This window comes from Priestia sp. YIM B13486 (assembly GCF_042787865.1).
GTDB classification, from domain to species: Bacteria; Bacillota; Bacilli; order Bacillales; family Bacillaceae_H; genus Priestia; species Priestia megaterium.
The window spans coordinates 1-25574 of sequence record NZ_JBHZOZ010000022.1; the positions used below are offsets into that span (position 1 = coordinate 1).

General features: G+C 35.0%; 26 protein-coding genes and 3 pseudogenes. 9 read left to right on the top strand and 20 right to left on the bottom strand.

All coding sequences use genetic code 11. The features are described 5' to 3' along the window. Nucleotides 1-179 precede the first annotated feature (179 nt). Entirely contained in the window at nt 180-668 is a 489-nt protein-coding gene (locus tag ACFX4G_RS27235) for a hypothetical protein (protein WP_377578160.1), read from the bottom strand. Continuing rightward, the gene (locus tag ACFX4G_RS27240; RefSeq protein WP_264388383.1) at nt 661-1071 is read right to left on the bottom strand and encodes a thiol-disulfide oxidoreductase DCC family protein; all 411 of its coding nucleotides are present in this window, start codon (nt 1069-1071) and stop codon (nt 661-663) included. The genes ACFX4G_RS27235 and ACFX4G_RS27240 overlap by 8 nt, the downstream gene beginning before the upstream one ends. 456 nt (nt 1072-1527) lie before the next feature. On the opposite strand from ACFX4G_RS27240, the gene mle reads away from it, so the two are divergent. From mle to ACFX4G_RS27255, 3 genes are all read left to right on the top strand, one after another. Then, nucleotides 1528-2382 carry an alpha/beta fold macrolide esterase gene (gene mle, locus ACFX4G_RS27245; RefSeq protein WP_377578163.1) on the top strand — a complete coding sequence of 285 codons (855 nt, stop codon included), beginning with the start codon at nt 1528-1530 and terminating at the stop codon, nt 2380-2382. 515 nt (nt 2383-2897) lie between these two features. Next, nucleotides 2898-3452 (top strand): hypothetical protein, encoded by a 555-nt coding sequence (locus ACFX4G_RS27250; protein ID WP_377578243.1) that lies wholly within the window; start codon nt 2898-2900, stop codon nt 3450-3452. Between the two features lie 350 nt (nt 3453-3802). Continuing rightward, the gene (locus ACFX4G_RS27255; protein WP_377578167.1) at nt 3803-4732 is read left to right on the top strand and encodes a DUF3298 and DUF4163 domain-containing protein; all 930 of its coding nucleotides are present in this window, start codon (nt 3803-3805) and stop codon (nt 4730-4732) included. 132 nt (nt 4733-4864) lie between these two features. On the opposite strand, the gene ACFX4G_RS27260 is transcribed toward ACFX4G_RS27255, so the two are convergent. The 4 genes from ACFX4G_RS27260 to ACFX4G_RS27275 all read right to left on the bottom strand — a co-directional run bounded on the left by ACFX4G_RS27260 (nt 4865) and on the right by ACFX4G_RS27275 (nt 9131). After that, entirely contained in the window at nt 4865-5275 is a 411-nt protein-coding gene (locus ACFX4G_RS27260) for a VOC family protein (RefSeq protein WP_377578170.1), read from the bottom strand. 216 nt (nt 5276-5491) lie between these two features. Next, entirely contained in the window at nt 5492-6895 is a 1404-nt protein-coding gene (locus ACFX4G_RS27265) for an MFS transporter (RefSeq protein WP_377578173.1), read from the bottom strand. 174 nt (nt 6896-7069) lie between these two features. Further along, nucleotides 7070-8077, bottom strand: a complete 1008-nt coding sequence (locus ACFX4G_RS27270) for a LacI family DNA-binding transcriptional regulator (protein ID WP_377578176.1) — start codon at nt 8075-8077, stop codon at nt 7070-7072. Nucleotides 8078-8183: 106 nt separating this feature from the next. Continuing rightward, nucleotides 8184-9131, bottom strand: a complete 948-nt coding sequence (locus ACFX4G_RS27275; RefSeq protein ID WP_098322471.1) for a dihydrodipicolinate synthase family protein — start codon at nt 9129-9131, stop codon at nt 8184-8186. Nucleotides 9132-10106: 975 nt separating this feature from the next. On the opposite strand from ACFX4G_RS27275, the gene ACFX4G_RS27280 reads away from it, so the two are divergent. Beyond that, the gene (locus ACFX4G_RS27280) at nt 10107-10595 is read left to right on the top strand and encodes a CBO0543 family protein (protein ID WP_377578180.1); all 489 of its coding nucleotides are present in this window, start codon (nt 10107-10109) and stop codon (nt 10593-10595) included. 242 nt (nt 10596-10837) lie between these two features. On the opposite strand, the gene ACFX4G_RS27285 is transcribed toward ACFX4G_RS27280, so the two are convergent. The 13 genes and pseudogenes from ACFX4G_RS27285 to ACFX4G_RS27345 form a co-directional block, all read right to left on the bottom strand. Beyond that, on the bottom strand, nt 10838-11398 hold the full coding sequence (locus ACFX4G_RS27285; RefSeq protein WP_377578183.1) for a L,D-transpeptidase: 561 nt from the start codon (nt 11396-11398) through the stop codon (nt 10838-10840). 519 nt (nt 11399-11917) lie between these two features. Continuing rightward, on the bottom strand, nt 11918-12331 hold the full coding sequence (locus ACFX4G_RS27290; protein ID WP_377578186.1) for an NUDIX hydrolase: 414 nt from the start codon (nt 12329-12331) through the stop codon (nt 11918-11920). A gap of 74 nt (nt 12332-12405) precedes the next feature. After that, nucleotides 12406-13047, bottom strand: a complete 642-nt coding sequence (locus ACFX4G_RS27295) for a restriction endonuclease (RefSeq protein ID WP_377578189.1) — start codon at nt 13045-13047, stop codon at nt 12406-12408. After that, complete coding sequence (locus ACFX4G_RS27300; RefSeq protein ID WP_377578246.1) at nt 13040-13993, bottom strand: toprim domain-containing protein; 954 nt, start codon at nt 13991-13993, stop codon at nt 13040-13042. The genes ACFX4G_RS27295 and ACFX4G_RS27300 overlap by 8 nt, the downstream gene beginning before the upstream one ends. Before the next feature lie 114 nt (nt 13994-14107). Next, nucleotides 14108-15139: a guided entry of tail-anchored proteins factor 1 gene (locus ACFX4G_RS27305; protein WP_377578192.1), complete on the bottom strand. Its 1032-nt coding sequence runs from the start codon at nt 15137-15139 to the stop codon at nt 14108-14110. Nucleotides 15140-15309: 170 nt separating this feature from the next. Then, on the bottom strand, nt 15310-15831 hold the full coding sequence (locus tag ACFX4G_RS27310; protein WP_377578194.1) for a DinB family protein: 522 nt from the start codon (nt 15829-15831) through the stop codon (nt 15310-15312). Between the two features lie 105 nt (nt 15832-15936). Further along, nucleotides 15937-16272 (bottom strand): hypothetical protein, encoded by a 336-nt coding sequence (locus ACFX4G_RS27315; protein ID WP_377578197.1) that lies wholly within the window; start codon nt 16270-16272, stop codon nt 15937-15939. 59 nt (nt 16273-16331) lie between these two features. Beyond that, a pseudogene (locus tag ACFX4G_RS27320) lies at nt 16332-17288 on the bottom strand (ArdC-like ssDNA-binding domain-containing protein); the annotation flags it as partial. Further along, nucleotides 17281-17556 carry a hypothetical protein gene (locus ACFX4G_RS27325; RefSeq protein ID WP_075422172.1) on the bottom strand — a complete coding sequence of 92 codons (276 nt, stop codon included), beginning with the start codon at nt 17554-17556 and terminating at the stop codon, nt 17281-17283. The pseudogene ACFX4G_RS27320 and the gene ACFX4G_RS27325, both read right to left, overlap by 8 nt. A 50-nt stretch (nt 17557-17606) precedes the next feature. Further along, a complete protein-coding gene (locus ACFX4G_RS27330; protein WP_377578199.1) occupies nt 17607-18041 on the bottom strand; it encodes a hypothetical protein in 435 nt (144 codons plus the stop codon). Continuing rightward, a pseudogene (mobP2, locus tag ACFX4G_RS27335) lies at nt 18041-19228 on the bottom strand (MobP2 family relaxase). The gene ACFX4G_RS27330 and the pseudogene mobP2 overlap by 1 nt, the downstream one beginning before the upstream one ends. Continuing rightward, nucleotides 19225-19482, bottom strand: coding sequence for a hypothetical protein (locus ACFX4G_RS27340; protein ID WP_097812183.1), 258 nt, complete (start codon nt 19480-19482; stop codon nt 19225-19227). Before ACFX4G_RS27340 ends, mobP2 begins: the two are co-directional and overlap by 4 nt. A gap of 259 nt (nt 19483-19741) precedes the next feature. Further along, nucleotides 19742-20269, bottom strand: a complete 528-nt coding sequence (locus tag ACFX4G_RS27345) for a hypothetical protein (RefSeq protein ID WP_377578202.1) — start codon at nt 20267-20269, stop codon at nt 19742-19744. 762 nt (nt 20270-21031) lie between these two features. On the opposite strand from ACFX4G_RS27345, the gene ACFX4G_RS27350 reads away from it, so the two are divergent. Next, nucleotides 21032-21598 carry a hypothetical protein gene (locus ACFX4G_RS27350; protein WP_377578204.1) on the top strand — a complete coding sequence of 189 codons (567 nt, stop codon included), beginning with the start codon at nt 21032-21034 and terminating at the stop codon, nt 21596-21598. Between the two features lie 520 nt (nt 21599-22118). After that, nucleotides 22119-23420 carry a replication protein gene (locus tag ACFX4G_RS27355; protein WP_377578207.1) on the top strand — a complete coding sequence of 434 codons (1302 nt, stop codon included), beginning with the start codon at nt 22119-22121 and terminating at the stop codon, nt 23418-23420. Between the two features lie 66 nt (nt 23421-23486). On the opposite strand, the pseudogene ACFX4G_RS27360 reads toward ACFX4G_RS27355, so the two are convergent. After that, nucleotides 23487-23571: pseudogene (locus tag ACFX4G_RS27360) on the bottom strand. Nucleotides 23572-23731: 160 nt separating this feature from the next. Between ACFX4G_RS27360 and ACFX4G_RS27365 the strand changes: the two are divergent. The 3 genes from ACFX4G_RS27365 (at nt 23732) to ACFX4G_RS27375 (ending at nt 25543) form a co-directional block, all read left to right on the top strand. Continuing rightward, nucleotides 23732-24514 carry a ParB N-terminal domain-containing protein gene (locus ACFX4G_RS27365; RefSeq protein WP_377578210.1) on the top strand — a complete coding sequence of 261 codons (783 nt, stop codon included), beginning with the start codon at nt 23732-23734 and terminating at the stop codon, nt 24512-24514. A gap of 43 nt (nt 24515-24557) precedes the next feature. Continuing rightward, complete coding sequence (locus tag ACFX4G_RS27370) at nt 24558-25052, top strand: SMI1/KNR4 family protein (RefSeq protein ID WP_377578213.1); 495 nt, start codon at nt 24558-24560, stop codon at nt 25050-25052. Nucleotides 25053-25123: 71 nt separating this feature from the next. Next, nucleotides 25124-25543 carry a hypothetical protein gene (locus ACFX4G_RS27375; protein ID WP_043981744.1) on the top strand — a complete coding sequence of 140 codons (420 nt, stop codon included), beginning with the start codon at nt 25124-25126 and terminating at the stop codon, nt 25541-25543. Nucleotides 25544-25574 lie beyond the last annotated feature (31 nt).

The following is a 25574-nucleotide window of genomic DNA, read 5'->3' on the forward strand; positions in this document are numbered from 1 at the left end:
TGAGCCGTATGACGGGAAATCTGTCACGTACGGTTCTTAGGGGGGCGGGCGCTCGTGAGAGTGCCTGCCTACCCGACTTAACTGGATCTGTATATTGTATTCACCTCAAGCTTCTTTTTTAAGAATAAAATAGTAAAAAGAAGAAATTCCTAAACTGACCAATATAATAGGTAGCACAATCATTGTATGTTCACCTTCTTTTTCATAAGGCCTGTTTGGATAGACGTTTCAGCTGTTACTGGAGAGTCAAAAAATACTCTTTTTAATTTTTTATATTCAAAGAAAAGTAAAGCTATACTCATAAAGGTTAACAATGTGGTAACAGAACGAGCTGGTATCTCAAAACAAAAATCAAGAATAGTAATATTTACTGTGATAGGTAAATAAATAATGTTTCCTAAAGTTGCTGTCTTTGGAATCACTAATAATAAGGCTGCTGTTATTTCTCCAAAAGCAATAAAAAGATTATATGTATCCGAATATCCAAAGAAGTGCCAAGCCAATTGCATTGCTGAGTCCTTTGTCGAGTCATATATAAAGTCGCCAGTAGAGAACTGGCCTGGATAGATTTTAGAAATACCGTAAATCAAGAAAGTTAATGCTAAAGACCATCTAAATGTAGTGATAATTGTCATTCTAAGCTTTTTTAGAAATGTACTTCTATTCATTGATTTTCCCACTTTCTATTTTCGTTTTAATAAACCTATTTTGTATTTCTTTGCTAGGGACGAGACAACTCTCTTTTTTCCCGAAGAATCGATATCGATTCTTTGCAATAAAACGGTACGCTCTATCTCGGATTTTTTTAGGTATTATCCAAAAGAGAATGAAAAACCTTATAGGTCCGGTAAGCTTATTCATGATATGTAAGATTGCTGTAGATTCCGTATATATTTGACCTTTATCAATTAAGATAATGGAATCCAATTGCGTATTATTCGGATTGTGATTTATTATCAATGAACGTGCTAAATCTGATTGAAGAGACAAAAATTTAAATATGCCTTTAGGATCTCTTTTTATCACAAATTGGACCCAATGATTACATACGTTACATATACCATCAAACATAATAATAGGTTGATTATCTTTTTTTACCTTCAATATATTTCATCCCTTTAGTTAATTGTAAATATTTTCTACAACTAATTATAATACGAGATTTAATAAAGCTCACCTAACAATAATGTAAGACGGGCTTACAATTTTGTTAGGTGAGCTTCATTTTTTTGTTAAGAGTGCCTAGAACTCACACTATGTTAACTAAGCTTATATATTGCATACAACCTCTTTTTTCACTAAGAATATGAGCCCTTATTATAACTGACAGAGGTATGTTATAATCACGATGAGGGGTAAACCCTTATTCCCTTTTTATAGGAGTGTGTTTACATGATTATCAAATTCATTCGTTTACGTTAATTGTAAATATAGTTCATTATGCCCGGTTTTTTTCTTTAAAACGTACGGGTTTATTTGACTGTGTCTTTTTAATTAACTAAACACGAATGAAATGAGGAATTAATCATGAATGAAAAGATTAATAAAATTAATGGAATTGATATATGTACAGAGACCTTTGGCAATCCCAAAAATCCTGCAGTCCTACTGATTATGGGAGCTATGTGTTCAATGGTTTATTGGGATGAAGAATTTTGCCAACAATTAGCTGATACGGGGCGATATGTTATTCGTTATGATAATAGAGATGTCGGGCGGTCAATTACTTATGAGCCCGGGAGTTCCAATTATACGGTGATAGATATGGCTGATGATGCTGTAGGGGTACTTGATTCATATCATATTGACAAAGCGCACATTGTTGGAATGTCATTGGGTGGAATGATCGCTCAAATTATGGCCTTAAAGCATCCCAAAAGAGTTCTAAGTATAACTATGATTGCATCGGGTATTTTTGGTTCTGATGACAACCATCGGAGTTTACCTCCGATGGATGAGAAGATACTCGCTTACCATGCTAATGGAGCGAAACTAAATTGGTCGGATGAAGAATCTGTTGCAAACTACTTGGTCTCAGGATCAGCTTTACTCTGTGGTTCAAAGCATAAATTTGATGAGCAGAGGGCTTATAAGCAGGTAGAAAAAGAAATAAAACGAGCAAATAATCTACTAAGTATGTTTAATCACGCTTTTCTTAAAGGCGATGATTCTTATGAGGGGAAGTTAAAAGAAATTGAGGTACCTGCTTTAGTTCTCCATGGTACAGAAGATATAGTGCTTCCATACGAGCATGCTCTTGCCCTTGTTAATGAAATTCCGAATGCTTTGTTGTTATCTCTTAAGGGATCAAGTCACGAGATACACTTTGACGATTGGGATTATATAATAAACGCTATTTCGCACCATACTTCAGTTCTGTAATCATTATAGGACTCATATAAAACAAAAAACACGTCGAAAAAGGGTTACAATTAAATTTGTAACCCTTTTTCCTATTAAAAATCAGTTTAGAAGCTGTTACTCAGTTAAAGGATATTAGTGCCTAGTGATTGATATTCCCTTCCTAGAACATGAATTATAGTAACTAGAACTATTCTATTAGGAATAATAAACGATTATAAAAATTAACTAAATACTATTTGTTTCACGATCAATTAACATTTATTGTTAAAAATACTCATTTTTAACTAAAATTAAATTTAGTAGTTTTAGCATTTTATTACATTTCGAATTTTTATTATATTTAGGGTATAGGGGATTTAGGATAACTAGCTATAACATTCAACCGAAAAAATAGTTATTTCATCTAGGTTTTACACATGGATATTAACACCGGTTCGCTTTTTCAACCATATTATCAAAATGTAACTAATAAGGGAGTGAAGGACTTGCAAGTAAAACGTTTTCTTTTCGCACTATGTTTTCTTTTTGTTGTGATGGTATTTATAACAGGACCTGCAAACGGCGCGTATGCAGAAAAAGACTATACAATTAAAACATTCGATTATGTAACTGTCGATGGAAAAGATGTAGATTCTCAAGGTAAAATGAATAGCATTTCTAACAAAGGTATAAAAGTAACCATGGTTCTACCTAAACAGAATAAAGATGGCGCTTGGTTGGCCTACGGGTTTACGAGCAGGGAAGCTTTGAACGCATTTATTGAAAAGGATAAACAGAGACTTCAAAACAAAGTCACTACGATGGGTAGTGGTGCTTGTTGTACGGATTTCTACGAGTCTAAAAATAAAGGAGGTCAGTACATTTATTGGAGAGACGGTTTTAAAAACTTGCCTTCTAGTTGGAATGACAGGATTTCGTCCTTAAGCACGGCATCACCTTCTTCAAGCTATTCAACAACTCTCTGGGAGCATACTTCATCTCAAGGATACGGAAAAGGTGTTTCATTTAGACACTCGGATTGGTATGGTAAAACTGCTAATATGGCTTCGGATTGGGATAACAAAGCCTCGGCAATTGAAATAAAATAACAAGGGGTTGTCAACGAACAAATAAGAGAGTTCTAAAATCACCATTCTCTCATCCATTTAATGAATGAGAGAATGATGATTTTTTGCATATTAGCCGTTTCTTGAAAACATGTTCTTCTTTCCTCTGTTAACTTTTAAAAGTAGAGGGTTGTCTATAGAATATAAGACGAATTGTACTATTCCCATTTATTGAATGTACTTTGTACCAGAACCCTCTTTTGTTCGGGAAAAATGATTATGGTAACTAGACTTAAATATAAATAATCATTATTTACTGTTATTTGTGTTATATTCCATTGGGTTTTGTAGAATGAATCAAAGCCCTACAAAACATTTCAGGAGGTTCATTTATGAAAGGTTTTAAAAAAGTTATAGCAACTATTTTAGTTTTTGCTGTATTATTCTCACCTCTTGTTCCATATTCAAAGGCAGAAGCTAAAGTAATGTGGGGAAATCAAGAGCTGGTTAAAGGACAAATAGGGCGCGTTACAATGTTAAAGGATACTAGTTTGTACAATATTAAAAATAATAAATTAGTAGCAGCTAAAAAAGGATCAAAAGGTCAAATATATCGTGTTTATTCTTATTCTGGAAAATATGATGGGATTTACGGTGTATCCAAAGATTTATATGCCCAAAAATCGTCTAGCATCAAGTATGAGAGAGCACCGAGTGACAAGATACAGGCCTTGGGAATAACCGTTACAAAAAAATCATTAGCAAGCAATATTAGCTATCCAGAAGCATCAGGCCTTTTTAATAAACCATTTGAGGCTAGTTTCAATAGAAAATTCTTAAACATTGCTAAAGAAACTCAGCAAGCAAATAAAGAATTAAAAGAACAGGAAAAGAAGGACCGCGAAAACGGTTGGTCACCAGGTCCTTATTATCAAAATATGAAATACTCTGTACCTTACAATCAAGATAATATTTTAAGTATTTCTGTTACGAATGATCAGTACTCTGGCGGTGCACATGGTATGACTTGGATTGATACTTACAATTATAATTTATTAACGGCTAAGCAACTTAGTTTGAAAGATGTCATTACAAACCAAAAGCAATTAGATAAAGTAAATAAATATATCCGTGAACAAATGATTGCTCGTAATAAAAAAGGCGCTCAATTCTGGGTTGAAGATTTCAAATCAGTGAACTTAACTCAAGACCATTTTTATTACACGAACGGTGGCATTGTAATTATATTTGGTGAGTATGAATACGGACCTTATGCTAACGGTATTAGTTTCTTCAAAGTTCCATATTCTATTTTTAAGTAATATAGAATTACCATCTGTTTTAATCATTCCAGAACATTAGAAAAGGTTAAGAGCTAGGTTGATAGTTCTTAACCTTCGCCTTCATTCCTAGAATCCGTTTTATGTTAACTAAAAAAGCCAAAAATCCACTGACTAGGCCAGTGGATTTTCGGCGATAACTACTACTCTTTCTACTAATTGTAACAGTTCATCACTGGGGCCGCGGAACAAAATCATACGGCCCCCTTCTAACGTCGGTTGGGGTTCAGGAGATAAAAATTCAATTCCTTTTTTCTTATAGTGGTTTATTGCTTCGTTCATATTCTCTACTGTAAAAGCAAGATGATTAACAATTCCACTTTTATTATAGTCGCTCATAGGATTAATATCTCGAATTAGTTCAATTTCTACACTTGGCTGTTCGTCCAAATACAAAAATGCCATCTCTTTTGTTTTTGAAGACCCTCGAAGACGAACCTTGAAGTCAAACATATCCGAGTAATATTCAATGGCCTGATCCATATCCTTAACAATTATAGCTACGTGTTCCACTTTTTTTATCATTCATATTCTTCCTCTCTCCATAAAAAATAACGTTACTTAAAACGCTGGTTCATCTAGTGATCGTCTATGTACTGCAAAATTAATGTAACTATTATTATTTCACTGTTTTTCTCCACCTGTAAGGATAAGGATATAACGTGTAGGGATTAGCGCATTGCAGTACTCATTAACAAAGAGGTAAGATTATTTTAACCTTACCTCTTAGAACTGGATCGCTTATGGCGCAATATCTTCTAACACCTTCTCACGTGTCTCAATCATCTTAAATGCCATAAATGCACCGACTGCAGCTACACAAGCGAACAGAACAAAAACAGAACTAATCCCTTTAGCGCCTAATACAAAGCCGAGTATCGTAGGAGCAATGGCTGAAGCTAGTCGTAACCATGCTGTCGCAAACGCGATTCCAAGTACTCTCATACGTGTTGGATAAATTTCTGGTGTATAGAGATAGAGAAGAACCGTAATTGTTCCCATGACACCGTATGCTGCTGAACCTAAATACATAACACTTTCAGCAGATTTTGCACCGTTAAACCAAAGCGTTGTTAAAAGTAACCCTACAATTAGAAAAGCAATAGTTGCCCACCTTTTACGTCCAACTCTATCTATAAGTAATGCACAAGCAAACACAGCTACCGTTTGAATCACATTTGTTAGCGATGCTGCATGTAGAGATTCCTCTAACGGAAGGTTATAAACTGTTTTATATAAACTTGGGAGCCAGTTATTAAGTCCGTTAGCAACAAAGTAGGAAGAAAACCAAAGAGTCCAAACAATTAGCGTTCTACTGCGGTAAAAAGGGGAAAATAATTCTTTCCAATCTCCTTTTACTACAGCTTGAGGTGCACTAATTTTTGCTTCTATACGTTTATCCGTACTCGATTCAATTTCTTCAATTACTCGTTCTGCTTCATCGAATCTGCCCTTTGAAATTAACCAACGAGGCGATTCGCGCAACTTAAAGAAGAATAAAAAGACAATTAATCCACCAATTCCACCAATTAAAAACATCCATTTCCATCCAAAACTAGGTACAACTAAAGCGCCAATCTGCGCAGATATCATTAACCCAAGAGGGAAGATCATTTCATATAGCATAAAAAAACGTCCGCGTCCTTGGGCAACTGAAAGTTCATTTATATAAGCTGCAGCAACAGGAACTTCACCACCTACTCCGATGCCTTGCACAAAACGCAGCCATAATAGAGCATGAAAATTCCCGGCAAACGCACAAGCAATACTCATTCCTGACATTAAAAAGATGGTCCATTTTGCACTATAAACACGTCCAAATCGTTCAGCTAACCAACCAAAAAAGATAGCTCCAATCGCTTGTCCAAGATATCCAGAACCGATAAGAATACCGATTTGACCAGGAGTTAAATTCCATATGCCAATTAATACAGGCAAAACGAATGCTAGAGATAATGCATCAAAAGCATCAAAAAATGTGGCTGAACCCATAATGACACGTGGTTTAATATGCCAACGTGAAAAGGGAACGCTCTCTATACGTGTAAGCAGTTCAGTAGCACGATTAGACAAACCAATTTCTTCGTGATCATAGTTGATAGTCTTAGTGGGTTCTGAAGAATTTCTGTTTAATTCTGTATTCATACATAAATCCTCCTTAGTAGCGATTCCCTCTAATCGCAATGACAATGATCCTAAGATGTATAAAACAATACTTAATTAAAGTGGAAATATAAGATTTTAATAGAATGAAAAGGTTTACAATAAAAAGCAACAACTAGTAGACCCTAAAATCTTTTTAGAGCCTACGTATGAATGTTAGTTATGTTTTGGCCGATCGGTTGTGGACCTATCGACATATTCCATCGTGAATACGACGTCTTTCTTTCGAATTTGTTTCCCTTCTAACATACTCATCAGGATCGAGGTTGCTCTTTGTCCAATACCTAGTAAATCCACATGAACCGTAGATAATGCAGGAGTTATAAAGTCTGAAATCGGAACATCATCAGCTCCCACAACGGATAAGTCTTCAGGTACTGACAAGCCAATCATATCAGCTGCTTTAATCACGCCGATGGCTAAATAATCAGATGAGCAAACGATGCCTGTGATGTCTCTATGTTTTTTTAGAAACGTAGCTACTTCTGTTGTAGCTTTTAGAGCATCAAATTCTGCAATTTCAAAAACGTTTTCAGAAGAATAATTTAAACCTAATTCATCCATTTTCTCTTTGTAGCCGTTCAAACACTTGACACTATGCATGGAACTCATCGGTCCATTCACAATCCCAATATTTCGGTGCCCTAGCTCATAGAGAGCATTCACTGCTTGTTTGATACCATCTTCATCATCCGGTCGTACACAAGGGAAAGGTGATCCTTCTAAATAGCTACCTACTACGACAATCGGTAATCGAATACTCTCTAACCATTCTAAGCTTAATTCCTCATTTCTAGGTGCAAAAAGGATAACACCATCTACGGCTTGAGTTTCAAGCAACCGTTTCTGCTGGGAAGAGGTAAACGACATCATCATATTATAGTCCGTCTGGTCAATTCCTTTTGCTATTCCCTCTAATACTGTTGAAAAGAACGGGTTATTTAAAATAAACGATCCCCTTGGAACTACAACTGCAATATTTCCTGTATTTTGTTTAACAAGTCCTCTTGCTCCTAAATTAGGACGATAATCTAATTCTTCCATTACTTTGCGAATTCGTTCTGCTGTTTTCGCACCAACACCAGGTTTATTTGTCAATACTCGTGACACAGAAGCCGTTGAAACACCAGCTTTAAGTGCCACATCCTTGATACTTACACTCATAGTACATACCTCCGTGGGTCAAGTATATCTATCTATTATAAACGAGTCCCACCTAAATACTAAAGAGTAGTGGTTGCAAGATTGCCCCCACTACCTACAACATCTATTACGCTTTTACTTCATCTTTTAGTAATCCTACTTTTAGTAATCCTTGACGAATCTCTTCTACCTCTTCTTCTTTTAAAGGTAATACAGGACGTCTTGCTAATGAACTACTAATTAATCCACGTTGATACATTGCTTCCTTCATACGTAAATGTGAGGTAGAAGAAGGCTCATCCATTTTATATACAGCTTGCTTTAATTCAAAGATACGGTCATATACAGCGTTCGCAGCCTTTAAGTCTTGATCTTTCACACATTTCACTAGTTCTGCGATTAAATCCGGTACAAAACAACCAAATCCAACTAATGCACCGTCGATTCCTTGAACTAAAGTAGGTAACAAATATTCATCATGACATGTTAACAGTGAAACATCAGGCGCATTCTTTTTTAGCGCTCGAATATCTACTTCATATTGTGCAATATCTCGTTGTCCGACTTTAATAGACACAACGTTTGGAATAGCAGCCATTTCTAATAATTGGCTAGTTGTATACGATGTTTTTGTCCAAGTTGGATATTGGTGAACAACGATTGAGATGTTAATCGCTTCTGCCACGTCTTTAAAAAACTGTACTGGTGATTCTTCTTGCATTCCAAATCGGAGCCAAGAATGTGGAGGCATAAGGAGGATTCCACTTCCTCCAGCTTTTTCTACAGCTTGAGCATGTTGGATGGCCTCGATTGTTCCTTCTGCTGATACACCAGAGATAACAGGAATGCGACCTTTTAATTCGTCTGCTGCAATTCGTACGGCCTCTGCACGTTCTTCAGGCAATAAAGTCATAATTTCCCCTGTATGACCATTTACTACAATTCCATTAACTCCTTCATGACCTGCGACCCAGCGAACTAAAGAGCGAAAGCCTTCTTCATCAATTGAATAATCGTCCTTAAATGGGATAAGAACTGCTGGAAATACGCCACTCCATTTTACTTTGTTTTTCATTAAAAACATCCCCTTTGTCAATTTTTAATTTATAGTAATCGTTTACGTAAATAATCATAAAATGAAAACGCTTAATTGTCAATATTATTTTTATTTTCTGACAAAATAAATTAAAAAATGCTCTTTTTACACCTTTTATAGTAGTTAAAACTAAGAAAAATACCAAATATTTAAGGTAAACGTTTACTTATTTAATGTCGCGATTTCAAGTTTTTATCTTTAATAACTAACTTTAAAATTGGCTTTTAAGGTTAATACCTTACTGTTAGTTTTGGAAGATATGCACTTTTAAAACTATTTACATAAAAAGAAACCTTCTCCATACAGGCAAAGGTTTTGCAAACCTATTGGAATAGGGGGGGAATACTTTATTAGTCTGTCCAGATTTGTAGATTCATATACACATAACTTTAAAAATAAATATTGTGATCGATTATTTTTTAGAAAATAACCTTATTTAAGTTATTTCACCATATAAGTAAATACTAAAGTATTTTATATATTACTGAGGTTTTATAATTTACACTTAGTGACGACAAATAAATCCTTTTTCTACAATAGATGTAAATACTGAAGTATCTATAATAAAAATAATTTATCATTTACTTAAATGAATTAAAGAGTTTTTAATTTAGTATAAATGTTATTGCATATCCTAAATGTTTACGAAAAAATAAGGTATGAAACAATAAATACATAAAAGAAAGAATTAGCCTACCTTAATAAGGCTATCTCTTGGTGCGGAAAATGCCTAATTCGGGGTAAAAGCTCCCAAAGCCATTATCATAAGTACTAGCTTTTTCTTCAATGCACAACACTCCTATTCAGTTTTTTAATACCGAACGAATGTAACAATTTGAGAAAACTTTTAATGGTTTATTTTGTTACATTTGCATGACATAGGAAAAACTGTTGCATCGTAAATGATAGAACAGCTAATACTAATTTTACGACTAAGAAAGGAGATGAAACTATATGAAAAGTAAAAAATTAGAAAGACAATTTCTAAAGTGTATAACCGTCATATTTTTAGGTAGCTTACCCTTCGTTTTAAAGAAAACCCCTGTCAAAGACTCACTGTTGGTCTTGTTTATGAATGGATATACAAATGCTATCGTTGACAGATTTCTAGTTAATCGTCAAATACTTCAATACCCTATACGCTTTATACCTAAAGAGTTTAAATCGAATGTTTTATTTGATTTCTTATGTTTACCAACTGTTTCTTTATGGCTTTATCATTTAACAAAAAATGATAATCCTTTTAAAATTGTATACAAGATTGTACTTACCATCAGTTCATTGTTTTTAGTTGAGTTATGGGCAGAAAAATATACGGAACTAATCAAGTGGCAAAAAGGATGGAAATGGTATTACAGCCTTATTAGCCTTAATATAAGAGCTTTATTTAGTCGTTTAGTAATTGCAATTATTAACATTATACAAAAGAAACAAGAGGGTTAACCTATGCTCCTACTAAAAAAAATGATCTTGTATCTCCCTCTTGTTTTATAGGTGGAGACTCAACTGGTTCTGCTTCTTCAAAGGTGAACAAATCTAATTGTTCAGTCTCGAATGAATTACCGGATGTTTCGCAACCAGTTAATGCACGGACCAGACCTTCATTTTCCCATCCTGTTAAGTTACCCCCAATAGATACTTCACTCACATGAGCATGAGAAGAACTTGGGAATGCTACTCAGGTATTAGTTGTTTTTCATTTTATAACCTTTGAATTTATAACCATATACGCCCGTAAGATCAACAAAGCTCTTATAGGAATAAGTAATTGCAACAGGCGTACCTACTTGAACTTTATCATAAAGCTTTTCAATATCTGCATTATGCATTCTCACGCATCCTTGACTCACGTACTTTCCAATGCTGCTTTCATTTTTGTTGCCATGAATACCGTATGTATCACCATACGTACCGTTAGCATTTAATCCTAACCAACGTTTTCCTAATGGGTTGCGAGGATCGACCCCAGGAATATTTCCTGTATAGTAAGGGCGGTTTTTAATTTTGTTTACCACTTTAAAAAAGCCCCCAGGTGTTTTATTCCACGTTTTCCCCGTAGCTACTGGATCAACGATTTCAATATAACCATTATGAAAATACGCAAGCTTGTTGTAGTATTTGTTAATGATGATTAAATCTTGATTCGCTGGCTTACTTGCTGCTTCTGTTTCCCCCTGATTTACTCCACATAATGCGACCATTAATAATGTAAGAACGGTCATCGATTTCATAAAGATGTTTTTCATGAAAATATCTCTCCTCTTTGTTATATGTTTATATGAAATGAAAAAAGCACCTTCCAAATGGAAAGATGCTTATCGTAACGATTATTTAATAAATAAAGAGGTTAACTTTTCATTACAACAAATTGACCTCTTTTTATCTTTCTTTTCTGTCCCTTAATAGACGGTTATTCTGAGAAATAATAACACTGCTAAAAACGATGGTAGCAACCATACCCAAAATAGAGAAGAACAATAGTGCCACAAAATTATTATTTGAACGCATAAACGACCTCCATTATTTGTGAATTATTAATATTATTTGAAATCCCCCTGTTTTTATTCTCTATTAGGCACTATTTCAGTCCTACTCTTTGCAGAGAAACGTTCTCTAACGAAATGAACTTTTGTTTTGCGTATAACTGCTCATTCGATGCAAATTTCAGCACCTCAAAATACATATAAAAAAGACCACTCATAGAAGAGAGGCCTTTTTGTATTAAAACACTAATTTAAAAACGATCAGAACTATTTTTGTCTTCTTTATACTGTTCCTTGGTTGTAGTAAAATGCATGCCCTTGCAAAAGTTTATTAATTCCTTCTAAATAATACGGAGCACGTCGTTCCACTTGTTCAATATCGACCCATGCAAGTTGGAATATTTCTTTAGGCATCTTGATTTCTTCAGATCCACCTACAATATGTCCTTCAAAAGTAAAGAAGATAGCATGATGGTTCCTTTTTAAATATTTCCCTTCGTTGATGGCTAATATTTTTCCTGGTTCAATTATCAATCCAGTTTCCTCAAATACTTCTCGAATTATAGCTTCGACTAATGACTCACTAGCTTCTACTCTTCCACCTGGAAAAGACCAATGTCCTTCATGATTATCAACCATTAAAATCTGATTGTACTCATTTTTAATGAGGGCATAGACTACTTTTACTTCTTCCATAAAGTATAAATCCTCCTAAGCGTACGGATACAACATATACAAACCCTAACAACTTTATCGCCATTCTAAATTTTTTATTCCTTATTAATTTTCTCTGTATGACGACAAGAAGGGAAAGAGGAACAGCCAAAAAAGCGAGTGCCATTCCCATCTCGTACGACTAGATCTTGCCCACACTTGGGACATTTACGAGGTTCTGGTGTAATATTTTCAAAGATTTCCCGTGCCTTGAAAACGGGATTTACCTCATTAATAAACTTTTGAAGATCCGCCCGATCCAATAAGGTCACATCACATGCAGCTGCAAGCTCTTTTGCTTGTTTCGTAAAATAACTATTAGTCACAACCCACGCCTGATTCGCTTTATAATACGCTTTTGCCCCATACACTTCTTGTACAGCTGAAATACTGACCCGATTTTTAATTCCATATCGTTTAGCTTGAATGACAATTTTTTCTTTGCCTTTCATTACTAAATCAGCCCCAAAGCCACCAGACTTTTTGGTTACTTGAGGTTTATATCCTAGCTGTTGGAAAAGGGCCTGCAAATAAATTTCAAACTGATAACCATCCATTTTATCAATATAGGGCATACCTGATTGGGCTAACTCTTTCATATACCTCCGTTCACGAAGGACACGGTAAGTAAATTGAGAAAGTTTCACTAAAATCATGATAAGAAAGAGGTAAAATACACCTTGAAACACTTTATCCATTCATTGAAAGCTCCTGTTCAGCTTGTTTATTCCGGAGACGTGATGCCACAGGTTGAATGCTTTTTCCATTCTTCTTTAACTCTTCGTTCCAATCTTTCGCTCCCTTTGGAATATCTGCTCTTATTAAATCAGCATTAACGATTTGGTTCATTTTGTCAATAAATTCTTTTCCTCCTTGGTCATTATCGACAGCTAACACCATTTCTTTGATGCCTAAGCCCTCTTTTCGAGCTTCTATATAGGACTGAGCAACGGTTTTAGGCTTTAAACCATTCATACTAATAAGGCGGGTATTCTGCAATTGAGTTTCTTGTATACTCCAATAAGAAAGCAAATCAATTGGACTTTCAAAAAAATGAATTTTATTTGGGCGACCAACGTCAACTGAAAAGCCTGTATGTGGGTTATCGTTCGGTAAGACTTGTTTAAAGGAACCACGCTTATTCCTTATCGAAGCTGTGCCTTGCCGATCCGCCCCAGTTACCTTTCCTTTACCTCCCTGTTCACGCCATTTAAACACGACATTGTTCCGTTTGTCCTGGGCGATTAAATCTTTTTGAAGAAGCCAGTCAACTAACCGAGAATCTATTTTACGTTCTTTTACGAGATAATCCTTTATTTTGCTTTGATCCTTTACTTCTAACTCTTTTGGATAGCGAAAAGGCTCTTTTGATGGTGAAACCGACGGTTGCTCTTGCGACTGAGAAAGCTCTTTATAATCGCCTTTGTTGATATCTAATACAGCTTGTGGAAACGACATCCCATAATACATTCGAGCGAAACTGATCGCTCCATATCCTGTTTCATTCCGGCTGTTCCAAGCGTACATATTTCCTTTAATAAGTAAGCTATCATGTTCCGTATGACGATAGTACTTTCCTTCTTGTACAAAGGTTTCGCCTTTGGCTTCCAGATACGACAACAAATCAACATCTCGTGCTTTCATAATTTCCCCCTCATTGACGTGTTTTCGTTCTCCCACCTAATCCCTCCTTCTCTTTCACCCTATGAAAAAAGAGGGCTTTTCAGCCCTCTCATTTTTTTTCACCTTTTGCTTGTTTTATCGTTCCATTTCTTGTGTCTGGTCCCGTTTCTTTGAAGAAAATGCTCCATTATTCCGTGCAAAAAACTTTGTAAATCCATTTTGCGATTTCTCTTCTTTTTTCTGCTTATCGTGATCCTTTTTCTCTGTGTCTAACGCCTTTTCAAGCTTCGTTAACTTCTCACGTTGAGAATCAGTCAAATTAAGCTCTTTTAATTCCTTCAACACTTCTTTTTTCAATTTGTACACCTTATCAAAGGAATGCTTTTGTTCAAATTCCTTCATTTTGGCCAAACGCTGCTCTTTCTCTTGAGGTGTTTCTTGCTTGAGCTGCTTTTCGACAGGAGCCTTTTCTGCTTCAGCTTCCTTTTTTACTTCTTTAGAAGAATCTTTTTCATCTGATATGCCTAATTGGGCCAGTAAGCTTTGTTTAAATAGCTGCTTATACCGTGTATCTTCGCTAGGCTGCTGCATAACTTCTAGTACTTCTTGTTTGTAATCTTCTTGATATTGCTCCTTTTCTTGTGTTTGTTTTCGTACTTGAAACTGATGAGAGAGTTCATTTTCCATTCCTTTCAATTGGTCAGGGGTGAACTGTTTTTCCTTTAAAGCACTCGATTTTAACATCACGTAATAGTTTTCTGCATTCACACGAGCTAACATACTATTAATATCTTGAGGCTTTTCTTTTTCATGCGCTTGTAAAAACGTAAGATAGCTTGTTTTGAGCTGCGTTTCTCGATCTTTCTCTAAAACAGGATTCACATCATGACTTCTTAAAAAATCAACTGTTGCTTCACTTTTATAGGCTTTTTTTTGCCCTTTTTCATCCGTAGAAACAAGTAAAACCTGCGGTTTTTCCTTTCCTAGAGCTGATTGTGTTAAGTAAACAGCACCAGAAGGGATGTCTTCTAGCTGTTTCTCACTGATGTTTGCCCAATCTGCCTCGATTTTTTCATTTTGTGGGTGCTTCATAAACTTCTTTAATTCTCGTTTATCTGCAATAAGTGTTTTAAATTGGTCATTTGAAAGAGACGTTACTTTTTTCATCATTGTTCCCCCAAGTAATTAGTATTTAGATAATAAATAAATTCCAAGTTGCATGAGAAAAAGCAGAGGAATAAACAACCTCTGCTTCTTTACATTTAATTTTATTAAGTTAAATTTAGATGCTGGCTAAAGTTTGTTACTTTCAAAAGAGGAACCTTTAACTAACTCCCTTATTCCTTACTTGAAGCAACTGATCCAACTTCCTTGTCAGGTAGACCAATTATGTCTGTATGTTTAGGGATATGACCTAATAAACGTAACATAGCTACAATTTGTCCCTTATGGTGGAACTCATGTGTAATTGTATGCATGAGCAATTGTCGAGGGGACTTTCTTATACTATTAACCTCTGGTCTCCAAGCAAGTTTCCCTTCAATAATGTCATCGAAATTATCGCTAAATTGTTGAAATGCAGCATCCACATATGCATCTGCTTGTTCAAAATAACGTTGAATATCCCTTATCTGCATATTACTAATTACTTCTTTTGGTAAAAGAGGCGATTTCGTTTGTAAGAGAACAAAAGAACCTAGCCAAGCATGATAGCAACCTGCAATATGAATCAAAGAATCTCTTACACTCTGAGAACCAAATCCTAGTTCTTTTGTAAAATCGTCTTCATTTAACTCTTTACATTGTGCTAATAAGATTTGACGTGTTTGCTTTACCCATTCATACTCTTGTTTTTCCATACTCTCTACTCCTTTGTTTGAATATTCCCACTTATATTATAATGTTCATTGTACAGCAAATAAGAACAACCAACATTAATAAAAAAGAGAGCTCTTTACGCTCCCTTACCTTTCGAGTTCCTGTTCTTCTTTTTTCTTTTTGACGGTCCCTGTACGTTTTTGGAATTGCATTTGACTGCCCACTTCCATACGGTCTTGAAAAGTAAGAGATTGTTCTTGAACTTGACCATTCATGATCCCCTTCTCGTTTTTAGTCATGATTGAATCAATCTGATGTTCAAGTTTCACGACTTCCTCCTTTGTCATCCATCCATTTTTGATTGCTTGTGTTTTGGTTGAATAATATTTCTCTTCAGCCGTGACACGATCTAGAATACTATCTACATTTTGTGCCGATTCCTGTTGCTGTTTTTGTTTATAATCTTCATATTCTTCTTTCATTTTCTCTTGTACATTTTCAGAAGAAAGAGGATCTGCCTGCTGCTGTTTTTCATCGTTTTTTTCTGTTGACTGATTTTTTTTCGTTCTTTTACCAACGTTTCTTCGATTGTTTCAATAAAGCCAACGGACGTTTCATGTACTTCTTTTAAAAGCTTGGTTTTATCTTCAAAGCTCTTTCCTTTCGTCCAGTGTGACAGGTAACCAAGCGAATACTCACTTGTATCAATGCCAAAATAAGAAGAAACCGTATAAGCTGTCATTTCTGCCTGAAATTCTCTTTCCGCATCCCTATAGTTTGCTCGTGATTCAGTCGTATGCAGCTTGGCATGCGTCATTTCGTGAAGGAGCGTCTTTACATTTTGACGCTCAGAGTTACGAGGATTTAACGCAACCTCCTTCGTTAGTGGATAACACGCGCCTTTTGCGCTGCCTAGTTCTTCTTTAGGTGCAATGATGGAAATACCATTCTTTTCAGCAATGGCTTCCATTCCTTTATAAAGCGCCTTGTAATCCTCCATGTTGCCCTCTAACCAACGATTCGGGAAGATCTTAGGTAAATCACTTGCTTTCGCATTCGTTTGGCTAATATCAAACGTATGGCCGACTGAAAAATACAGTCGGCCTTGAGTGACTTCTTTTTTTCCCTCTTTAACCAGCTTCTTTTCTTGAGGAGTGGCTTTATCAATCGATTTCCATTGCCCTTTTTCATCTTTAAATTTAGGCACCGTTTTGTTTGGCACAAGGATCTTAATACCCTTTTCACCTTTATTGACAGAGAACCCTTTATCTTTCCAAAACTTGAATAATCCAACAGCTTGAGCGCCCCTAAACTGTTTTTGGATAAGAGCCGTGTTTGACATGGAGTATTGATAAAACTTACCCATAAAAGATAAATAGTCTTTTAAATCTTCAACAGAATGAAAATGCTGCTCAACTTTCTTTTCCATTCCTTTCGCTAGCTCTTCAACCTCTTTACGCTTATCTTCGGCTGATTTCTTTGTATAGGCTTTACTCATCTTCTCCCTCCTCTTCTTGATAGGAGATCCCCTTAAGCTCCTCTAATTCTTGTTCATACCAAGGCTCCTCTAAATCTACAAAAAGCTTCTGTGTTTTAATATTCATGGGCACCAACATATTCTCTTGATGCACCACATATTGATGAAACTCTTTCGCTTCTTCTGGACTTAAATTCACCTCTACTTCTTTGTCTTGATATTGCACAATGGCGTGATCCTCTCCTACAGCTTTAATCGAAGCTAACACCAAATCTTTGTTAAAAAACATATTTGATTCCTCCTCTACATTTTTAAAACTATCTTTATATAAATCCATCATTAAGATGGTTGTTTCCCTCTTGATTCTTCTGCATCAACCTTCTTTTGACGTTGATGAGCAATACGCTTCTCAACAGCTTCCTTCGCCACCTTTGTGCTATCTAACTCTTGTAAATCGGTTGTCATCAATCCATCAAAACCGTGATGGAAGAAAAGACCGTTCATATATTCAATTAAAATTTGTGAGTTTTTATCGGCACTGTTCGCCCCAAGACGAATTTTTGTTAATTCATCTTTTAAAACCTGATGTAAGTTGTTGCTAACCACTTCCGAAATATATTGTAATGACCATTCCTTTTCCGTGGTTTCTTGATACTTTTGGCAAATATCCATAATGGCCTCCCCAGGAAAACGAAAATGATGTTCTTCCATATAAGCTTGAATATATTCATCTGTTTTCGTATCTAATGAAATGGTACGTCGATGTTTCTCCATCATTCATAACCCCTTTCAGCGTCTCGATTATGTTCAATATCTTTTTGCAATTGCTCATAATGTTTTTGGTTCTTCCAACTTTCATATTCTGATTTAAACGCTCGTTCCATCTTTTTTAATGCAAAGTGCATGGAGACATTTCGATTAAAATTCGAAGGACGTTTGGATTGTTTTCGACTTTCTATCATTTTTTTAATCTGTTGCTGCTGCTTATTATAATCTTTCATTTCTTTTAAAAAGGTATTGCCCATTCGCTTATAAAGATCATCTATTTTTGTTTGCTTATAATTCTTATATCGTTTCTCATCAACCTTTCCTTCTCCATATGCTTTCTTTAATTCCTCTACTTCTTTATCTAACTTTTTAAGCAATTGTTGATACTCATTGCGATGATACTTTTCAATATATTTTTGACTCAGCGCATCAATAAATGGTTTCATTGGCTTTAATGTTCGGTAGCTATATTGCCACTGTCTTTTATCTTCTGGTAGATGATTATAGATTTGAAGAAACAGTGGTTGAATGTCACGATTCTTCCATCTTAATGAAGAATCCTGCTTCTTTTTCTCGACCATATCCTTTCGTATTAAATCATTTATTTTCTGATGTTGCTCACCTCGATTTATAATTTGATTTACGACTGTTGACTTCATCGCATCCAATGTTTTAGGTTTTCTTTTACCTCGCTCACGAGTAGGTTGTGGTTCTACTGTTGCGATATGAATATGAATGTTCCCTGTATTGTAGTGTATGGCAGCCGACTCATTTAACCTTTCCCTTTTAAGCATTTCCTTCATGGACTGGCGGGTAATATCCATTAATTTTTTCTCATCCACTGTATGAGTATCAGCATCATATAAACCATTTTCTTGGAGCCACGGATTATGAAATGTAATGACATCTTGCTACATAATGCTGTTACTTTTTTGCGCTTTTTCAAACACCTTTTTTAATTGTTTTTTCTCCTCGTCATTCAATTGATTTGACTGTTCGGTAAACAACGAAGATGTCTTATCAGGGTTATCCATATAATCTTGATAAAGAGTAAACAGTTTCTCATGAGTATGCTGTTCTTTTTTCGCATCATCACGATCTACATAATCGACATAATCTTGAAAAGCTTTCTTATCAGATGTAACAAATTTTGTTTTCAACACTACGCCTGGAATAACAGGAGATGTACTCATTCCTCACCTTCTCCCATCATATCTTCAATAAATCCATTGATTGTTTCAATTGCCACTGCACACCTTTCCATCATCTTTATATTTCGATCAATGAGACGTTCTAGCTCTGCTTCACGATCTTTTTGTTCTTGAAAAACAGCCAGTGTTTCAATTTGACCTTTTAAAAATTCTTGCCGAGAAATCTTTTTTTCTTTTGCGATTTTATCAATTTTTTTAAGTGCAACTGGATCAACATATCGAATTTTAATTTCCATTTTATCCGACCTCTCTTTTGTAGTAGTGCTCTTTCCCCTAAAAAGAGAGAAGAGCATAAGGGGTTTTTGCCCCCACCATAGGTGTGGGGCTAGGCAGAGCCTAGCAAAACCGTGGGTACAAGAAAACCTGTTGAATGTGAACCTACTGTTGACCTAAACCCTGCCAAGTGAACCTACTGTGAACATAAAAAATCAGTGGTGTGAACCTACTGTGAACCTCAAAAAAACACATGTTGACCTACTGTTGACATGTGTTTTTTCACTTCATGGCTAAATCTTGTTGCTTTTCATTCAATTTTTGAAGCTTTTCTTGTAAACTTTTTTGTTTATCTTTATAGAGCTGAATGCTTGCATCACTCGATTGAATGGCATCCTTTTTCATCGCAATTTTTGATTCTGTATCGGCTTTTTCCTCCTGTACTTGGTACTTCATATCACGTTGTAACTCGTTCATTTCTTGTTGCGTTTGACGTTTGTGTTTGGCTTCTACTGTGATCGCTTTTTCATAGTTTTTCATTTTCTTTTTGACGAACTGTTTCTCTAAATCATTGACCAAAAGTGCATAATCTTGTTTGGTTTTTGTTCCTTTTCCTTCTTCACTTTTTGTTTTTCGTTGGTCAGAATAGAGCGTTGTAATTAATGCATGAGCATCTATTTCCTCTGTTGAATCTGTTTCTGAATCACTCGTTACGTCATCCACGTTTACCGTTTCTTTTTCTTCATTTTCTTGATACAGATCAAAGGCAAGTGCTTCCCAATTTGAAGATAAATCGCTGATCCTTACCACATAATAACCATCATCTTCATACAATAATTGAACAGGTAATTTTACGCTTGGATTCGCTTTTTCTTGTGCACGGAAGCTTATCTCTTTTTGTTTATATCAAGATGAACAAAACCTTTTTTTACCATTTTTCGAATCATATGATAGTCTATAGCCTTATCTTTTGTAAAAAAAGAATTTTCTGTTACTGTAATCAATATTAAATGTTCCACGAGCTTAATAAACATTCTCTACGTTTGGAATAGAAATTATCTTAATTCAATTCTTAAAAATAGATAATGAACTGCTATTAATTCATTGTCATGTTATCGTCCCTATTTCTATAAAACAACGATTGGTGTCACCAAAACCCTCAAGTTAATCTTTAGTCGCACTTAATAATCATTCTTCCCACTATCAAAACACAAGTTCAACTAAAACTCACACAAGTTCACCATTTATTCACCACGAAACACATTAATATCCACTTAAGTTTAACTTAAGTTAAACTTAAGTTATCTCAGTTCATAAAATAAATCATATATACAAACTCAAAACAGGAATTGTTGATTTTTTGTCGAAATCATATAAAATTAAATGAATAAACGACTGTGAACTGGGTGAATACCTATAGATCTAGCAGGTAAATAACCGTGAATTGGGTGATTATAAGAAAATAATCTGAACGAATGACCGTGAAATGAATGAATCTCTATGAAACTCACAAGTGAATGACTGTGAACTGAGTGAATGTACATAAAATAATGATAAATGGTGGTGGATTAAATGAATAATTCTGAAAGTGCAAATTTCATTGGCGTACCAGAAGCATCTGAATATACCAATATTCCTCCTGAAACATTAAAAAGGTATCTACTTAATCATGAACAGTTTTTAAATTTTAAAAAAGAAGGTAGACGCTATAAAATAAGTATTGAATCACTAGATCTATTAAAAAAAATCCGTGAACTCTATAGTGAGGGATTATTAAAAGAAGATGTAAACGATAATTTGGCAAGTGATGGGCTTCCTATAACTATTACAGTCAAAAATCAAGAAGAAAAAGGTTCTATTTCCATCAACGATGAGCTTACTGAAATAAAAAAGATGTTACAACAACAAGAACAACAGATGACACAGCAGATGCAATTTAATCAAAAGTTAGTAGAAGAGCTACAAAAAGTTAGCCAAACAAATCAAGAACTAAAGCAAATGATAAACAGAAAAGATGCTGAGTTGATAGGAGAACTCAGGAAAGGATTGTCTGAAAGTAAAAAAATGATTGAAGAAGCTTCTGCTAGTGCAGAGTTAGAAAAGAAAAAAACGTGGTGGGAAAAATTAATAGGTAAATAACAGAAAGCTTCTACTATCCCTAGTAGAAGCTTTCTGTTATTTATATGATGTAATTTAGTTATAAAAGCACGAATTATAACACATTTTTAATAAATTGAGGAGGGTTATTTTTTTGACCCTCCTTAATTTTTAAAATGAATTGTATAATAAAATAAATTTATTACAAGAAAAACAGTTCAAAAGAATTCTTTTGAGATATATTACTAATTTTTATTGAATTATAAGATTAATTAACGCTATAATAAAACTAACAAAAATGACCGGAATAGAAAAAAGACTTCAACTGTTTAAGTAGTGCGACCAACACACTTAAACCGTTCCCCCTAATCACGGTAGGGAAAACACTTGTCGAAGTCTCTTGTTAATAGATTTAGTTTTTCTATAAAATAAAACTTATGCTTTTATTTTATATGAAATAGCTATCTATTTCAAGGGCTTAGTTCATCAAAATCAAGACATTGTTTTCCTTTTTCCAGGGAAACAGTGTCTTTTTTTGTTCCTTAAAGGAGAAGATGAACAAATGACAAAAATATTAACCTGCTATTTAAGAGATGTAGACACCTTCAACGGACGGTTTAAATGGTTATGGAAGAACAAATCCATACTTCGGAAAAAGAAAGAAGAGTTTTTAGAAATTATTCGTACCCATTACAAACTGAACCAATCAGCCATACATAAAGAATTTCCTAAAAAAAGAATGGAAATGCTCGATCATGTCATCTATAACCTAGTGGCTACAGGCATCCAAGCCATTCGTTCTGAAACGCTCATGAAGAAATTTGAAGTTTCTAAAAGTACGGTTTCTCGTTTTGTACGTTCGTTAAAAGCGACGCCGTTTGTCCTTGTAGCACGTTACATTAAAGAGGATGCAACAGGTACTCACCCTGATAGCTATGTATTTATTCTTAAAAGCCATAAAAACTTTAATCGGATTTGCGACGAAATCTTTTTTGCCCATGATACAACAGGCATACAAACGGTCCAACAAGAAGAAATGACAACTCCTGTGACGCTTCCTGTGATATATCCAGAAAGTGCGGAAAACGTTGATACACCAAGCTTAAAGGCTGATAAATCACCTGGTGCCTTTATTAACCTTGATTTACCTGTAAATCATATAAATAATCATTTAATGTCTGCTTCACAGTCATTTACCTATATCAAAGGTGTTCCTAAAAAAGTTAATCAAGTCTACTCAGGTAAGTATGGTCATCAATTAAAAGACTTTTATGCTCGCATTCAAAATGCTGCAAAAACGGTCAAAAGAGATACAGAGATTGATATTACCAAAGGGCAAGTACATGAAATTGCGTATACATCTATTATTGGATTAGACAAATACGTACATGAAGCTAATCATAAAGGAAACTCTTTGTCCTTAGATAATATGTGCCAATTACTCTATAAAATTGCGAAAAACCAATTCTATCAGTTGGTGGATCCTAAAAACCAGGATTATTCATCAGTATATCCAACTCATGAGGAAGTTATACATAAAGAAGCGTCATCAACAAACTTGTTTATACCAAAACATATTATCCGTAAAGAAATCGTTCCTGATTGGTTAAAGGCTGAGCAGGATCAAGAGAAGGGTACAAAAAAAGTAGAAATATCGTTAGAACAACAGCTTGAAACAATTCAATTAAAGCAAGACTTAGAACAAGAGCTTACACCAGAAGAGGAATGCTTGCTGCAAGAACACTGCTCTACGTACAGTTCATTAGAAATGGCGGAACTGAAACAAGATTTAGGACAAGCATTAACACCTGAGGAGCAAGACTTATTGCATCAACATGCTAAATTAAAGGAACCAGCTTCTTAATGTTTAAAAATAATTAAAGCATAGCAAGGACTTTCATTATTTCTAACGTATTCAGTGTTTTAAGAGAAGACTTGGCAGGATTTGAACCTGCAAGACGCCAAAGTTGTATAGTGTAATACGACTGGCTGCTCTGCTATTGAGCTACAAGTCCATACTCAAAGTATGCGCATCGTCTCTGTTTATATGTACGATAGGAGAAAATGTAAAAAGTAAAGAAATCCCTTATAAGCTGAATTATTATTAGGATATGTTTATTTAGAACACTGTTCTAAATAATTAATAAATCTATATCTACGCAGGAGGAGAACATTATGCCACATAAAATTACGTTAACTGGATCAGCCACAGGACCACTACGAGAATACGATCGCTATGTTGCCTTTGATATGCGTGAAAAAGGGTCACCATCTGCGCCTAAAGGCTTGAAGAAGAGTACGTTTATTTCGTACACGGTATTTGTTGCAAAGAAGGCTTTTAACAAAACAGGTCTTACGAAAAAAAGTATTATGCAAGAAAAAATCTTAATTCAAGGAGAACCCACATTAGACATTCCGATTGATGAATGCCCTGGTGAAGTAGGCGTAATTTGCTTCCAGATTACTGTTCTCCCGAATAAGAAAGACAAAGAAGGCACTGAATCAAACGATAAAAAAGAGACCAAACAAGAGGCTTCTGCAGCGCAACAAGAAGTTGCTGCTACCAAACAGGAAGAAAAACCGGTAGCTACTTCTCAACCTGCACCAAAAGAAGAAAAGAAAGAAACAAAAGCTGTTCAGCTAGAAGTAAAGCAAGAGCCTACAGAAGCGAAGAAGGCTGAGCCTAAAAAGAATACACTACCGAACCAACCTAAAGGGACACAGGATTTGTTGAACTTTGATGACATTATCGTACCTGAAGAATTCTTAAAGACACGTCCAAATGCTGAAAAAACCCAAAAGGTCATTGATTTTGTGAAACGCACAGGACGCTTAGATGAGCCATTGACGATTGAAAAAGGATCGAATGTCTTAAAAGACGGTTATCGTCGTTATGTTGTAGCCAAAACCGTTAAAATGGATAAAGTTCCGGTTATGTATGAATATCAAAAGTCATAATGTATTTCCTTGAAGATGGCCTATTGCAAGGGGACTGATAAAAATGAGATTGATGAAGGAAAGCGTCATTTATCCATTACCAGAGGAGCAAGACATTGCAAAAATAGAAGCTTCTTTTCGCATCCAATTGCCCAATGCGTATAAAGAATTCTTGAAACAATATACCGGATGTACAGTAATAGATTCTACACCACTAACAATCATCAATAAGAGGTGTCAAATTGAACGTTTTTTAGGCATTATTAAAAACTTTAGTGAGCATCCTTATGGTGTGTATGATATTGGTTGCTGCGAAACTTCCTTAGGAGAACAAGGACGGAATTTTTATGATGAAGACCTTATCGGATCTGAATTAATTCCAATTGCGAAGCTAGCATGGGGAGATTACTTATGTTTAAACTTTCACTATGATAAAAACAATCCGTCTGTTGATTTTCTAGATTACGAAGAATCATATGAGTGTGATCCAGCTACATCAAAAGTGGCTGAGAACTTTCAAGAGTTTTTGAGTATGTTATTATCTAAGGATACGAAATAGCAGAAAATGCTATTTTGCAATGAGATCATCTACTCATTTTGATTTTCAATCATAAAAGAGGAAGTGTCGACATGAAAAAATGGCTTTGGATCATGTTATCCTTTGGAGTAATTTTTCTCGTATTTATGATGAATTACTTCTTGGATAAAAACGAGCAACAGCCAAACATGATACGTAACGTCTCACTTACGACCAGCACATCTCCTAATAAACAAAACATTGTTGAAGTAAAAAAGATGTATAAACAAACCACTGATTACTTTGATTATGAGCAAAAACAAAAGGCTGATTCTCTTAGAATGTACTACGGACAACCCGGAAGCACTCTTAACCAATATAAAGAGCTTCAAGGAATTCAACCTTCTATGATTCATGATGTGAATGTGCATTGGAAAAGTGAGCAACATGTCATTATCAACATTATGAAAACGAATCACCAACACAAAAACAAGGTATACAAACGATTTAACTATAACCTTAGCGAAATGTAGGCTTCGGATCTATGGTTTTACGTGTCTTCAT